Raw genomic sequence first — 13,542 nt, forward strand, 5'->3', positions numbered from 1 at the left:
CAGAGTCGGGGAGACAAGATGAGGGATTACACAGGGATGGCGCCGGCCACTGTCTGGCTGACGGGCCTGAGCGGCGCCGGCAAGACCAGTATCGCCCATGCGCTGGCACACCGCTTGCAAGCCGAGGGGCGCGCCGTCGCCGTGCTCGATGGCGACCAGCTGCGCCATGGCCTGAACCGCGACCTGGGTTTCACGCCGGCCGACCGGCATGAAAATATCCGCCGCACGGCCGAAGTGGCCCGCCTGATGAACATGGCGGGCGTGCATGTCATCGCGGCCTTCATTTCGCCGTACCGCGCCGACCGTGCCATGGCCGCGAGCATCATCGGCGCAGGCAATTTCATCGAAGTGCATGTCAGCACGCCACTCGACGTGTGCGAGGCGCGCGATGCCAAGGGCCTGTATGCGAAGGCGCGCGCGGGGCAGATTGCGCAATTTACGGGCATATCCGCGCCCTATGAAGCGCCGTTGTCGGCCGCGCTGACGCTCGATACGCAGGCGCTGGCGCTGGACGAATCGGTCGAGCGGATTTGCCGGCACCTGCAGCGGCAATCGTGACGACCTGGCGAAAATGGCTGCGCCGGCGCCTGCCCGCCAGCCTGAAGGCGCGCATGAGCGTGGTCGTCTTCCTGCTGGTGCTGGGCGCCGTGGCGCTGCTGGCGCTGGCCACGCTGGCCGTGGCCGAACGCGGCATGCGCGACGTGACGGGACGGCAGCAGTACGTGTCGCTGGCCAGCGCCGCCGTTTTCATCGACGAGGAACTCAATGCCAAGCGCAACGTGCTGCGCGTGATCGCCGACAGCCTGGCGGCCAGCGGCGTGCATGACGGCGCCGGCCTGCAGCGCTTCCTGGCCGCGCAAACGGTGCTGGGGACGGAGTTTTTCACGGCCGGCGTGGTCGCCGCCGATGGTTCCCTGCTGGCCAGCCTGAGCCCCTTCAAGCCGCAGGCGGGGCTGAACCTGAAAGGCCGTTCTTATTTCGAGCAGACGCTGGCGACCAGGCGTTCCGTCATTTCCGCGCCGCTCAATGGCAGCATTTCCGGCATGCCCATCGTGGTCGTGACGCAGCCCGTGTTCGATGCGCAGGGCGCCGTGCGCTACGTGCTGGCGGCCAGCGTCAACCTGCGCCAGCCCGATTTCCTGGGCCGCCTCGAAGCACTCAAGCCGGGCACGGGCGGCTACCTGTACATCATGACGGATGCCGGCATCATCGTCGAGCATCCCGACAAGTCGCGCATCATGCAGCATATCGAGGCGCATGGCCCGATCAGCATACCCACGCGGCGCGCCATGCAGGGCTACGAGGGCTGGCTGACCGGCACCACGACGAGCGGCGTCGACGCCCTGTTTGCCTACCAGCGCATCGCCTCGACGGGCTGGATACTGGCTTCCGTCTACCCCATGCGCGACGCCTTCGCGCCGCTGCATGCGATCCGCAGCAAGATCCTGCTGGCCGCCGTGCTGCTGGCGGCGCTGGCGGGGCTGGCCGGCTGGCGCGTGGTGCTGCGCCTGTTGCAGCCGCTGGAGCGCTTGCGCCGCCAGGTGCACCAGATCCGCCGCCAGCGCCTCGGCATCGAGGTGCTGCAAATCGAGCGGCGCGACGAAATCGGCGACTTGAGCCGCGATTTTTACTCGCTGGTGGCCGAGCGCGAAATCGCCGAGGCGCAGACGCGCGACAGCGAACGGCGATTGAAGCTGCTGACGGACCACGTGCCCGTGGTGATCGTGTACATCGACCGCGAGCACCGCTACCAGTTCATCAATGCGACGTTTGAAAAATGGTTCGGCCGCTCGCAGCAGGAAAGCCTGATGCAGTCGATCCGCGAGGTGCTGGGCGAAGAAGCCTACCAGCTGCGCGAGCAGTACCTGCAGCGCGCCTTTGCGGGCGAAGAGGTCGAATATGAATTCACCATCGATGGCGAGGGGGACGGGGGGCGGCGCGCCTTCCAGACCAGCTATGTACCCGATGTGGGCGAGAGCGGCGCGGTGGAGGGCGTGTATGGGCTGATCCACGAGATCACCAAGGTCAAGGCGGCGCACACGGCGCTGCAGTTTGCCGCCGCCACCGATACCCTGACGGGCATCGCCAACCGGCGCCGCTTCGATGAACAGCTTGCGCAAAGCATGCAGCGCACGCGCGCCACGCGCGCGCCGATGGCGCTGGCCTACCTGGACATCGACCGTTTCAAGGCCATCAATGACAGCCTCGGACACCATGCGGGCGACGAGGTGCTGAAGGAATTCGCGGCCCGCCTGGCGCGCAGCGTGCGCGCCAGCGACCTGGTGGCGCGCCTGGCCGGCGATGAATTCGTGATCGTCCTGGAAGGCGTGAAAAGCGCGGCCGAAGTGCGCCAGATCGGCGCCAAGATCATCGACGCCATCCGCCTGCCGTTCGCGCTGGGCAGCGGCGGGCTGCCGGTGACGACCAGCATCGGCATCGCCATCTTCCGCGACGGCGCGCTGACGCCGGCGCAGCTGCTGGACCTGGCCGACCAGGCCCTGTACGAGGCCAAGGGGCAGGGCCGCGACAGCGTGGCGCTGATCGAGGCGGCCGCGCCGCCGTGATTGCCTACAGGCTGGCAGCCCAGTGGTCGAGCTGCTGCGCGGTGGCCGTCACGCCGCCGCAGACGATGACGAGCACATTGCGGTAGGGCGCCAGCTGCGGCGCCTTGCCGTAGACGGCCGCCAGGGCCGCGCCGCAGGCCGGCTCCACCACCAGGCGCTGGTCGCCGATGAAGCGCTGGCAGGCGTCGACGGCTGCCTTGTCCGACACCACCACGCTGTGCAGCGGGCGCGTCTGGCTGATGGCGAACGCCTGGGCGCACACCTGGCGCGCGCCCAGCGAGGTGGCGATGCTGGTCACGGCCGGCAAGGCCACGTGTTCGCGCGCGGCCACGGCCGCGGCCAGCGAGGCCGCGCCTGCGGTTTCCACGGCCACCAGCGCCACGTCGTCCCAGCCATTGCGCCGCAAGCCCTCGGCCACGCCGGCCAGCAGGCCGCCGCCGCCCACCGACAGCACGACGGCGTCCGGCTTCAGGCCCGTGCGGGCCACTTCGTCGATCATGCCGGCATGGCCTTGCCACAGCAGCGGGTCGTCGAACGGGTGCAAAAAGGCGTCCTGCGGCGTGAGCATTGATTGCGCCAGCGCGTTCGCTTCCTGCCAGGCAGCGCCATGCACGATCACTTGCGCGCCTTCCTGCACGATCAGCGCCTTCGCCCGCTCGCTGGTCGTTTCCGGCACCACCACGATGACGGGGATGCCCAGCTGGCGTCCCGCGTAGGCGACGGCGATGCCGGCATTGCCGCCCGACGAGGAAATGAAGCGGCTGGCGCCGCGCCGCGCGTATTCTTCGCAGGCCAGGCCGATGCCGCGGATCTTGAACGAGCCAGGCGGCTGCAGCGCTTCGAGCTTGAGCCAGATGGCGCGTTCGCTGAGCAGGCTCAGCGCGCGGGAGTTGAGCAAAGGGGTTTCGATGTGCAGGGCCATGCTTTTTCCGGAAAAAGAGTCAGGCCGGCATCTTAGCGCAGATGGAGCGGCAGGCGGATTCGGCTGCCAGCCGGAAAAACCGTGTCGCCCAGAAAAATTTCCACACGGAAATATGTGAAAGTTGATAAAATAGAATTGGAATTTTTTCTACTTCAAAAAACAAAGGAACAGTAATGGCAACTCGTATTGCAATGAAGCACAAGGACACGGGCTTGATGAAAGACGGCTTTTACGGCTTTTCGTGGACCACGTTCTTCTTCGGCTTTTTCCCGGCCCTGTTTCGCGGCGACTTCATTACTTTTATCGGCGCCTTCGTCGTGACGGTGATCATCGGCCTGTTCACGGCCGGCTTCGGCATGTTCATCGTCGGCGTCGTGTGGGCCTTCCTGTACAATAAATACTACACGGGCAAACTGCTCGAGCGCGGCTATGTGCTGGCCGGCTCGCCCAGCGAGAACGCGGAAGCGGCGGCCGCCATCGGCATCGCCCTGCCGTCGCCCGCCGCCTGAGGCGCAGGTCCGGACAGTCCAAAGGACGCTGCGGCGTCCTTTTTTATTACTGTTCTCTTGCCGGCGATCAGTTCAGCGGGGCGCTTTTCAGCTGGTGCGTGCGCGCCACTTCCTTCATCGCTTCGAGCAGGTCGTCGCGCAGCTGGCGCGGCAGCTTGCCGAAGAATTCCTCGTCGTTCTGGTCGGCCATGTCGGCCAGCACGGGCACCAGGGCCTCGCCTTCCGTGGTCAGCTCGATCGAATGCTGGCGGCGGTCGGCCAGCAGGATCGATTTGCTGACCATGCCCTTGCTTTCCAGGCGGTCGATCAGTTTCGATACGGCGCCCTTGCTCATGCCGGCCACTTGCGCCAGCACCGTGGGCGAGGTGCAGCCGAGGCGGAACATTTCGCGCAGCACCACCCACTCGGACACCGTCACGCCATTGGCTTCGGCTTTCTTCTGGAAGCTGTGGGAGACGTGGTTGGAGACGAAGCGCAGCCAGTAACCCAGGTGTGCTTCCAGTTCGCTGACGGCGACGCTGTTGGGATGGGAGATTTGCGGCGTAGCGGCCGCTTCAAAATTATGGCTCATTTCTTTTCCTTCACTGGGCGGCGCATCCGGCATGGTTAAGGCCTTCGCACTTGCTGTCGAGTGGTTTGTTTAGGGACGCAGCTTGCTTTGAGGTAGTTCTAACACTGATTTCACAGGAAATCATTTACGCTCAATGCGTGTTTCTTCATTTCCTTGCTCTGGATATATAAAAAGCAATATCAAGCAAATAATCGTATTACCAGAGAGGAAGATTAAAAAAATAACGCATGTTGCCTCAATGGTAACAGCATTTTTGCCGAATTGATAAATATTTCATATCATTCAGTGAAGTCGCCCACATATGGCGTATTGCCTGCGCGACAGGGCGTCTCCCATGCCGTCAGGCTACCACCACCTTCACGCCCGCGTCGCGCAAGACCTGGGCAAAGCGGGGCGGCGGCGGCGCATCCGTAAACAGCATGTCGACCTGGGCCAGGTCGGCCAGGCGCACGAGGGCCTTGCGGCCGAACTTGTGCTGGTCGGCCACCAGCCACACTTCGCGCGACTGTTCGATGATGGCTTGCGCCACCTTCACTTCGCGCGCGTCGAAGTCGCGCAGGCTGCCATCCTCGTCGATGCTGGAAATGCCGATGATGCCGATGTCGACCTTGAACTGGCGGATGAAGTCGATGGTGGCTTCGCCGACGATGCCGCGGTCGCGCCCGCGCACCACGCCGCCGGCCACGATCACTTCGCAGGCGGCATTGTCGGCCAGGATGGCGGCCACGTTCAGGTTGTTCGTCACCACGTGCAAGCCCGTGTGCTGGCCCAGCGCGCGCGCCACTTCCTCGGTGGTGGTGCCGATATTGATCAACAGCGAACAGCCATGCGGCACCTGCGCGGCGACGGCGGCCGCGATGCGCCGCTTGGCCCCGCTGTTGAACACCTGCCGCTGGCTGTAATCGATGTTTTCCACGGACGAGGGCAAGCCGACGCCGCCGTGATAGCGGGCCAGCAGGCGCGCCTCTTCCATCTGCTTGACGTCGCGGCGCACGGTCTGCGGCGTCACGTCCAGCTGCTGGGCCAGTTCTTCGACCGACATGGTGACTTTCTGGCGCACCACTTCGAGCAGGCGGCGCTGGCGGGGATTCAAGATCATGGTTGTCTCTTTAAAAGTCAAAAACGAACAGAAACGAACAAATAGTATTAAAAATATGTTGCTATGAGTTCGAATTATGGCGTATCTTATTCATATTGCATTCGTATTAGCTATATATCGATCTTAACGACAGTCGCCGGCGATGCCTAGTCTTTCCTCGCCAGCGCGTCCCCGACAAGCACGGAGTTCCGATGGCGGCAGCACAGCAGGACGTGGAAGCGGCAACAGGCACGATCGCATGCGACGTGCTGGTGGTGGGCGGCGGCATCAACGGCGCCGGCATCGCGCGCGACGCGGCCGGACGGGGCCTGTCTGTGCTGCTGTGCGAAAAAGACGACCTCGCTTCCCACACCTCGTCGGCCTCCACCAAGCTGATACACGGCGGCTTGCGCTACCTCGAATACTATGAATTCGGCCTCGTGCGCAAGGCGCTGATCGAGCGCGAAGTGCTGCTGCGCTCGGCGCCGCACATCATGCGGCCCTTGCGCTTCGTCATGCCGCACGCCCAGGGTCAGCGTCCCGCGTGGCTGATACGCGCCGGCCTGTTTCTCTACGATATGCTGGCGCGCCGCGAAATCCTGCCCGCCTCGAGCGGCATCGACTTGCGCCGCCACGTGGCGGGCCAGCCCTTGAAGCCCGAGTTCAAGCGCGGCTTCGTGTATTCCGATGGCTGGGTCGACGATGCGCGCCTGGTGGTCCTGAACGCCGTCGATGCGGCGCAGAAGGGCGCGCGCATCCTCACGCGCACGCGCTGCACGGCCCTGCGGCGCGATGGCGACGGCTGGCTGGCTACCTTGCTGCAAGGCGACGGACATGCGCTGTCCGTGCGCGCGCGCAGCGTCGTCAATGCGGCCGGGCCGTGGACGGCCGAGTTCCTGCAGCAGGCGGCACCCGGCGGACAGGGCCGGCATTTGCGATTGATCAAGGGCAGCCATATCGTCGTCAAGCGCCTGTTCGCGCATGATCATGCCTACATCTTCCAGCATCCGGACGGCCGCATCGTGTTTGCCATTCCGTACGAGCACGATTTCACCCTGATCGGCACCACCGATCTCGACTATCACGGCGACAGCGGCAAGGTGGAAATCGACGACGAGGAAATTCGTTACTTGTGCGAGCTTTCCAGTTACTATTTCAGCAAGCCCGTCAAGCCTGCCGACGTGGTGTGGACGTATGCGGGCGTGCGCCCGCTGGTGGAGGACGCGGCGGCCGACGCCAAGGCCGTCACGCGCGATTACCGCTTCGAGCTGGACCAGGATGGTGCGCCGCTGCTGAGCATTTTCGGCGGCAAGATCACGACGTTTCGCAAGCTGGCCGAGGAGGCGCTCGATTTGCTGGCGCCGGTGCTTGGCAATGTGCGGCCGGCGTGGACGGAACAGGCCTGCCTGCCCGGCGGCGACGTGTTCGGCAGCATGCCGCAGAACCGCGCGGTGCGCGAGTTTGGCCAGTTCGTGCAAGGCTTGCAGCGCGACTATGCGTGGCTGCCGGCGGCGCTCGTGGCCCGCTATGCGCGCGCTTACGGCACCCGCATCCACCTGCTGCTCGAGGGGCGGCGCGAGATGGCGGCCATGGGCGAGGAGCTCGCCGCCGGCCTGTACGCGGCGGAGGTCGATTACCTGCGGCGCCATGAATGGGCCGTGAGCGCCGCCGATATCCTGTGGCGGCGCTCCAAGCTGGGCTTGCACCTGCCGCGAGAGACGGCGGGCAGGCTCGACGCCTGGCTGTTGCAGCATCCGTTGTAACCTGGAACAAGATGACGCTGGCGACCGTGCTCCGCAGAGGGCGCGGCGAAGAATAAGAACACATCACTGGAGGAGAAGCGCGTGCAACTGGTACTGGACAAGATCAGCAGGAAGCAGGGGGCTGACGACTATTTATATCCGATGTCGCTGGCGCTGGTGCCGGGCGCCATCAATGTCTTGCTGGGCACGACGCGTGCCGGCAAGACGACCCTGATGCGCGTCATGGCGGGCCTGGACAAGCCCAGCGGCGGCAGCGTCACGGCCGATGGCGTCGATGTGACGGGCGTGCCCGTCAGCCGCCGCAACCTGGCCATGGTGTACCAGCAATTCATCAACTATCCGGCCTTCACCGTCTACGACAATATCGCTTCGCCCCTGCGCTTGCGCAAGGTGCCGGAAGAGCGCATACGCGAGAAAGTGCTGGCGCTGGCCGAGCGCCTGCACATCACGCCCTACCTGCAGCGCACGCCGGGCGAACTGTCGGGCGGCCAGCAGCAGCGCACGGCGCTGGGACGCGCGCTGATCAAGGATGCGTCCTTGCTGCTGCTCGACGAGCCGCTCGTCAACCTCGACTATAAATTGCGCGAGGAATTGCGCCGCGAATTGACGGAATTGTTTTCCAGCGGCAGCACGACCGTCGTGTACGCCACCACGGAACCACTGGAAGCGCTGCAGCTGGGCGGTCACGTGGCCGTCCTGCACGAAGGCCGCCTGCTGCAGCAGGGACCGACGCTCGACGTCTTCAACGCCCCCAATTCCATCGATGTGGCGCGCACCTTCAGCGACCCGCCCATCAACCTGATCCCCGCCCGCATCGATGCGCACGGCGTGGCGCAGGCGGGCGATGGCCTGGCCATCCACCTGAGCGGCGAACAGCGCGCGCGCCTCGGCGCGCAGAGCAGCGTGATCCTCGGCGTGCGCGCCCACAGCCTGCACCTGGCGCCGCAATCCGATGGCGACGTGCCCATCGCCGCGCAGGTGGACCTGGCGGAAATCAGCGGCTCGGAAACCTATGTGCATGCGCGCCGCGGCGAACTGGCCCTGGTGGCGCAGCTCGGCGGCGTGCACAACCTGGAAATCGGCAGCGCCTGCACCGTGTATTGCCAGCCGCATGCCTTGCTGATCTTCGCGGAAGACGGCGGCCTGCTGTTCGCTCCGGGACAAGCCACGGCAGGGGGAGCCTGACATGGCGCGCATCGAACTGGTCGACCTGGCCCACGCCTATAAACCGAACCCGGCGGCTGCCGCCGACTACGCGCTGCGGCCCATGAGCATGGCGTGGCATGACGGCGGCGCGTATGCCTTGCTGGGACCGTCCGGCTGCGGCAAGACGACCTTGCTCAATATCATCTCCGGCCTCGTGAAACCGTCGCATGGCAAGGTGCTGTTCGACGGCAAGGATGTCACGCAGTTGCCGACGGAAGCCCGCAATATCGCGCAAGTGTTCCAGTTTCCCGTCATCTACGACACCATGACCGTGCACGACAACCTGGCGTTCCCGTTGCGTAATCGCGGCTGGAAAGAGATCGAGGTGAAAAAGCGCGTGCAGCAGGTGGCGCAGATGCTGGAATTGACGGGCGACCTGAAGTTGCGCGCCAGCGGCCTGTCCGTGGACGCCAAGCAAAAGATTTCGCTGGGACGGGGGCTCGTGCGCCCCGACGTGGCCGCCGTGCTGTTCGACGAACCGCTGACGGTGATCGACCCGCATTTGAAATGGCTGCTGCGCAGAAAATTGAAGGAAATCCACCACGAACTGAAATTGTCCTTGATCTACGTCACGCACGACCAGGTGGAAGCGCTGACCTTTGCCGACCAGGTGGTCGTCATGACGCAGGGCGAAGTGGTGCAGACGGGCAGCGCGCAAGCGCTGTTCGAGGAACCCGAGCACACGTTCGTCGGCTATTTCATCGGCAACCCGGGCATGAACTTGCTCGATTGCACGGTCGAGGATGGCGTGGCGCGGGTGGCGGGCCAGCCTTTGGCGCTCGCTGACGCGGCGCGCGCGGCCCTGCTGGGCGCGCAGGGAAAGATCACGGTGGGCGTGCGGCCCGAATTCGTCGAGTGTCTGACGGAAAGCGATAGCGGCGAAGCGGGCGGCGGCGATACCGTGGCCGCCACGGTCACGGCCGTGCGCAACATGGGCACGCACTACCTGGCCGAATTTCGCCTCGGCAGCGCCACGGTGGCGGCCAAGCTGCGCGTCATCGACGCCGTCGCCGGCGACGCTGTACGGCTGCGCTTTCCCCAGCAACGCACTTTGTTCTACGTCAACGACAAGCGGGTGGCCTGATGATCAATACTGGTAAAACCGATAATAACCGCCGCGCTTGGCTGCTGATCCTGCCCGTGCTGCTGTGCGTGGCCTTTTCCGCCATCCTGCCCCTCATGACGGTGGTTAATTATTCCGTGCAAGATATCTTGAGCCCCACGCAAAAGGTGTTCGTCGGCACCGAGTGGTTCCGCATGGTCATGCTCGACGGCGACCTGCACAGCGCGCTGTTGCGCCAGCTGCTGTTTTCCGGCTCCGTGCTGGCCATCCAGATTCCGCTGGGCATCCTGATCGCCCTGTGCATGCCGGCCGACGGCTGGAAGGCGTCGCTGGCGCTGGTGCTCATCGCGCTGCCCCTGCTGATTCCCTGGAACGTGGTCGGCACCATCTGGCAAATCTTTGGCCGCGGCGACATCGGCCTGATGGGCTATACCTTGAACCAGCTGGGCTTTGACTACAATTACAACGGCAATTCGCTCGATGCGTGGCTGACCGTGATGGTGATGGATATCTGGCACTGGACGCCCCTGGTCGTGCTGCTGTGCTATGCGGGCTTGCGCGCCATTCCCGACGCCTATTACCAGGCGGCGCGCATCGACGGCGCCTCGCGCCTGGCCGTGTTCCGCTACATCCAGCTGCCGAAGCTGCGCAATGTGCTGATGATCGCCGTCCTGCTGCGCTTCATGGACAGTTTCATGATCTACACGGAACCGTTCGTGCTGACCGGTGGCGGGCCGGGCAATGCCACCACCTTTTTGTCGCAATACCTGACGCAAAAGGCCGTGGGCCAGTTCGACCTGGGGCCGGCCTCGGCCTTCTCACTGATCTATTTCCTCATCATCCTGCTGTTCTGCTTTGTACTGTACACGTGGATGCAGCGCGTCGGCACGGGAGACCAGAAATGATGAACCGTAAAATCAGCGGCGCCATCCTCGCCGTCTTCCTGCTGGGCTCGCTGTTGCCCATCTACTGGATGCTCAACATGTCGCTCAAGACGAACGAGGAAATCGTCGGCGTGCTGAGCCTGTGGCCCGAGCAGCTGACGTTCGCCAACTACCAGACCATCTTCACGGACCCGTCGTGGTACAGCGGCTACATCAATTCCATGATCTACGTGGCGCTGAACATGGTGATGTCGGTGACGGTGGCCTTGCCGGCCGCGTATGCGTTTTCGCGTTACAACTTTGTCGGCGACAAGCATTTGTTCTTCTGGCTGCTGACCAACCGCATGACGCCGCCCGCCGTCTTCCTCGTGCCCTTCTTCCAGCTGTATTCGACGGTGGGACTGATGGATACGCACCTGGCCGTGGCGCTGGCGCACATGGTCTTCAACGTGCCGCTGGCCGTGTGGATACTCGAAGGCTTCATGTCCGGCGTGCCCAAGGAAATCGACGAGACGGCGTATATCGATGGCTACAGCTTCCCCCGCTTCTTCATCCGCATCTTCTTGCCGATGATCAAGTCGGGCGTGGGCGTGACGGCGTTCTTCTGCTTCATGTTCAGCTGGGTGGAACTGTTATTGGCGCGTACCTTGACCTCGGTCAATGCCAAGCCCATCGCCGCCACCATGACGCGCACGGTGTCGGCGGCCGGCATGGACTGGGGCGTGCTGGCGGCGGCCGGCGTGCTGACCATCGTGCCCGGCGCGCTGGTGATCTGGTTCGTCCGCCATTACATTGCCAAGGGCTTCGCCATGGGGAGGGTGTGAGATGGAAAACAATATCGACAGCACCGCCAGCCTGTTCGGCTGGATGGCGTGGACGCCGGAAGTGGCCGTCTTTTTCATCGGCATCGGCCTGATGCTGGCCGGCATGACGATCTGGCAAATCCGTTCGCCCAGCATCGAGCGCAAGGGCTTTTTGCCCATGCCCACCACGCGCGGCGACCGGCTGTTCATCGGCCTCCTGCTGGCCGCGTATGTCAACCTGGCCTGGGCGGGATTCACGGAAATGCAGCAGGCGATCGGGGCTGCCATCAGTTTTGTGTTGTTGTTAATTGTAATGCGTTGGGGGTGAGGGCACCTGGCACAAGCTGCGCTTGCGTCAGGTGCTACAAGTTAGGTGTATGACGTCGTAGATGAAAAACCGGCCCGCCCATGGCAGGCCGGATGACAACTAAAAAGGAGATTCACGATGAAATTGAAGTTCACGGTCTTCGCGGCCGCGGCCATGCTCGTGTCGAATGCGGCCCTGGCCGACGCCAAGCAGGCGCAAACCTGGATCGACAAGGAGTTCCAGCCCTCCAGCCTGAGCAAGCAGCAGCAGCTTGCTGAAATGAAATGGTTCATCGATGCGGCCGCCAAGCTGAAAGCCAAAGGCATCAAGGAAATTTCCGTGGTCTCGGAAACCATCGACACCCACGTCTACGAATCGAAGACCCTGGCCAAGGCCTTCGAGGACATCACGGGCATCAAGGTGCGCCACGACATCATCCAGGAAGGCGACGTGGTGGAAAAGCTGCAGACGTCCATGCAGTCGGGCAAGAGCATCTATGACGGCTGGATTTCCGATTCCGACCTGATCGGCACTCACTACCGCTATGGCGCCGTGGAGCCGCTGTCCGACTACATGGCCGGCAAGGGCAAGGATTACACGAATCCTGGCCTCGACTTGAAGGATTTCATCGGCATCAGCTTCACCACGGCGCCCGATGGCAAGGTGTACCAGCTGCCCGACCAGCAATTTGCCAACCTGTACTGGTTCCGCGCCGACTGGTTCGCGCGCAAGGATTTGCAGGCCAAGTTCAAGGCCAAGTATGGCTACGAACTGGGCGTGCCGCAGAACTGGTCCGCGTATGAAGACATTGCCGACTTCTTCACGAATGACGTGAAGGAACTGGACGGCAAGAAAGTCTATGGCCACATGGATTACGGCAAGAAGGATCCCTCGCTGGGCTGGCGCTTCACCGATGCGTGGCTGTCGATGGCTGGCGCGGCCGACAAGGGCATTCCAAACGGCATGCCCGTCGACGAGTGGGGCATCAAGGTGGCGGCCGACAAGTGCACGCCCGTGGGCGCGTCGATGTCGCGCGGCGGCGCCACCAATTCGCCGGCCGCCGTATTTGCGCTGACGAAATATATCGACTGGATGAAGAAATACGCGCCGCCGCAGGCGAACGGCATGAATTTCTCGGAATCGGGCCCCGTGCCGGCGCAGGGCGAAATCGCCCAGCAAATCTTCTGGTACACGGCGTTTACGGCCGGCATGACGAAACCGGGCTTGCCAGTGGTCAACAAGGACGGCACGCCGAAATGGCGCATGGCGCCGTCGCCGCACGGCCCGTACTGGAAGGAGGGCATGCAGAACGGCTACCAGGACGTCGGTTCCTGGTTCCTGTTCAAGTCCACGCCGGACGACCGCAAGGCCGCCGCCTGGCTGTACGCGCAATTCGTCACGTCGAAAACCGTGTCGCTGAAGAAATCGATCGTCGGCCTGACCTTCATCCGCGATTCGGACATCCGCCACGATTACTTCACGAAACATGCGAACGAATACGGCGGCTTGATCGAGTTCTACCGCAGCCCGGCCCGCGTGGCGTGGACGCCGACGGGCAACAACGTGCCCGACTATCCGAAACTGGCGCAGCTGTGGTGGAAGAACGTGGCCACGGCCATCACGGCGGAAAAAACGCCGCAGGCCGCCATGGATAACCTGGCCGAGGAAATGGACCAGGTCATGGCGCGCCTGCAGCGGGCCGGCATGAAGGCGTGCGCGCCCAAGCTCAATCCGAAAGGCGACCCGAACCAGTACCTGTCGGACCAGCACGCCCCATGGAAAAAGCTGGCGAATGAAAAGCCGAAGGGTGAAACGATTGCCTACGACAAGCTGCTGCAAGCCTGGAAAGAAGGCAAGGTAAGGTAGTCGTGT

At 63.7% G+C, this 13,542-nt stretch carries 13 protein-coding genes; 10 read left to right on the top strand and 3 right to left on the bottom strand.

Going from position 1 to position 13,542, the window contains the following annotated elements; translation table 11 throughout:
- Positions 1-18: 18 nt before the first annotated feature.
- Positions 19-558: an adenylyl-sulfate kinase gene (gene cysC, locus YQ44_RS08380; RefSeq protein WP_071322979.1), complete on the top strand. Its 540-nt coding sequence runs from the start codon at positions 19-21 to the stop codon at positions 556-558.
- Positions 555-2,564, top strand: coding sequence for a diguanylate cyclase domain-containing protein (locus YQ44_RS08385; protein ID WP_083411706.1), 2,010 nt, complete (start codon positions 555-557; stop codon positions 2,562-2,564). The genes cysC and YQ44_RS08385 overlap by 4 nt, the downstream gene beginning before the upstream one ends.
- Before the next feature lie 4 nt (positions 2,565-2,568).
- On the opposite strand, the gene YQ44_RS08390 is transcribed toward YQ44_RS08385, so the two are convergent.
- Positions 2,569-3,486, bottom strand: coding sequence for a pyridoxal-phosphate dependent enzyme (locus YQ44_RS08390; protein ID WP_071322980.1), 918 nt, complete (start codon positions 3,484-3,486; stop codon positions 2,569-2,571).
- Between the two features lie 173 nt (positions 3,487-3,659).
- Here YQ44_RS08390 and YQ44_RS08395 point away from each other — a divergent pair, with 173 nt between their 5' ends.
- Positions 3,660-3,995 carry a hypothetical protein gene (locus tag YQ44_RS08395; RefSeq protein WP_071322981.1) on the top strand — a complete coding sequence of 112 codons (336 nt, stop codon included), beginning with the start codon at positions 3,660-3,662 and terminating at the stop codon, positions 3,993-3,995.
- Between the two features lie 67 nt (positions 3,996-4,062).
- Here the strand turns inward: YQ44_RS08395 and YQ44_RS08400 are convergent, their stop codons facing one another.
- Together YQ44_RS08400 and YQ44_RS08405 are read right to left on the bottom strand one after the other, a co-directional pair.
- A complete protein-coding gene (locus tag YQ44_RS08400; protein ID WP_071322982.1) occupies positions 4,063-4,566 on the bottom strand; it encodes a MarR family winged helix-turn-helix transcriptional regulator in 504 nt (167 codons plus the stop codon).
- Between the two features lie 340 nt (positions 4,567-4,906).
- Positions 4,907-5,665: a DeoR/GlpR family DNA-binding transcription regulator gene (locus tag YQ44_RS08405; protein WP_198043892.1), complete on the bottom strand. Its 759-nt coding sequence runs from the start codon at positions 5,663-5,665 to the stop codon at positions 4,907-4,909.
- 191 nt (positions 5,666-5,856) lie between these two features.
- On the opposite strand from YQ44_RS08405, the gene glpD reads away from it, so the two are divergent.
- From glpD to YQ44_RS08440, 7 genes are all read left to right on the top strand, one after another.
- Positions 5,857-7,407: a glycerol-3-phosphate dehydrogenase gene (glpD, locus tag YQ44_RS08410; RefSeq protein ID WP_071322983.1), complete on the top strand. Its 1,551-nt coding sequence runs from the start codon at positions 5,857-5,859 to the stop codon at positions 7,405-7,407.
- A gap of 81 nt (positions 7,408-7,488) precedes the next feature.
- Complete coding sequence (locus YQ44_RS08415; protein ID WP_071322984.1) at positions 7,489-8,592, top strand: ABC transporter ATP-binding protein; 1,104 nt, start codon at positions 7,489-7,491, stop codon at positions 8,590-8,592.
- A 1-nt stretch (position 8,593) separates the two neighbouring features.
- Positions 8,594-9,697: an ABC transporter ATP-binding protein gene (locus YQ44_RS08420; protein ID WP_071322985.1), complete on the top strand. Its 1,104-nt coding sequence runs from the start codon at positions 8,594-8,596 to the stop codon at positions 9,695-9,697.
- Positions 9,697-10,581, top strand: a complete 885-nt coding sequence (locus YQ44_RS08425) for a carbohydrate ABC transporter permease (protein ID WP_071322986.1) — start codon at positions 9,697-9,699, stop codon at positions 10,579-10,581. Before YQ44_RS08420 ends, YQ44_RS08425 begins: the two co-directional genes overlap by 1 nt.
- Positions 10,578-11,384 (top strand): carbohydrate ABC transporter permease, encoded by an 807-nt coding sequence (locus YQ44_RS08430; RefSeq protein WP_442905900.1) that lies wholly within the window; start codon positions 10,578-10,580, stop codon positions 11,382-11,384. Before YQ44_RS08425 ends, YQ44_RS08430 begins: the two co-directional genes overlap by 4 nt.
- 31 nt (positions 11,385-11,415) lie before the next feature.
- On the top strand, positions 11,416-11,691 hold the full coding sequence (locus YQ44_RS08435; protein ID WP_071326346.1) for a DUF2160 domain-containing protein: 276 nt from the start codon (positions 11,416-11,418) through the stop codon (positions 11,689-11,691).
- A 117-nt stretch (positions 11,692-11,808) separates the two neighbouring features.
- On the top strand, positions 11,809-13,536 hold the full coding sequence (locus YQ44_RS08440; protein WP_071322988.1) for an ABC transporter substrate-binding protein: 1,728 nt from the start codon (positions 11,809-11,811) through the stop codon (positions 13,534-13,536).
- Positions 13,537-13,542: the final 6 nt, after the last annotated feature.

Origin of the sequence: Janthinobacterium sp. 1_2014MBL_MicDiv (genome assembly GCF_001865675.1) — a bacterium.
GTDB lineage: Bacteria > Pseudomonadota > Gammaproteobacteria > Burkholderiales > Burkholderiaceae_D > Janthinobacterium.

What these genes read in the sequence shown, in the direction of transcription:
- YQ44_RS08430 (WP_442905900.1), top strand. Translation starts at nt 10,578, where the DNA reads ATGATGAACCGTAAAATCAGCGGCGCCATCCTCGCCGTCTTCCTGCTG.
- YQ44_RS08420 (WP_071322985.1), top strand. Translation starts at nt 8,594, where the DNA reads ATGGCGCGCATCGAACTGGTCGACCTGGCCCACGCCTATAAACCGAAC.
- cysC (WP_071322979.1), top strand. Translation starts at nt 19, where the DNA reads ATGAGGGATTACACAGGGATGGCGCCGGCCACTGTCTGGCTGACGGGC.
- YQ44_RS08395 (WP_071322981.1), top strand. Translation starts at nt 3,660, where the DNA reads ATGGCAACTCGTATTGCAATGAAGCACAAGGACACGGGCTTGATGAAA.
- YQ44_RS08390 (WP_071322980.1), bottom strand. Translation starts at nt 3,486, where the DNA reads ATGGCCCTGCACATCGAAACCCCTTTGCTCAACTCCCGCGCGCTGAGC.
- YQ44_RS08425 (WP_071322986.1), top strand. Translation starts at nt 9,697, where the DNA reads ATGATCAATACTGGTAAAACCGATAATAACCGCCGCGCTTGGCTGCTG.
- YQ44_RS08440 (WP_071322988.1), top strand. Translation starts at nt 11,809, where the DNA reads ATGAAATTGAAGTTCACGGTCTTCGCGGCCGCGGCCATGCTCGTGTCG.
- glpD (WP_071322983.1), top strand. Translation starts at nt 5,857, where the DNA reads ATGGCGGCAGCACAGCAGGACGTGGAAGCGGCAACAGGCACGATCGCA.
- YQ44_RS08405 (WP_198043892.1), bottom strand. Translation starts at nt 5,665, where the DNA reads ATGATCTTGAATCCCCGCCAGCGCCGCCTGCTCGAAGTGGTGCGCCAG.
- YQ44_RS08400 (WP_071322982.1), bottom strand. Translation starts at nt 4,566, where the DNA reads ATGAGCCATAATTTTGAAGCGGCCGCTACGCCGCAAATCTCCCATCCC.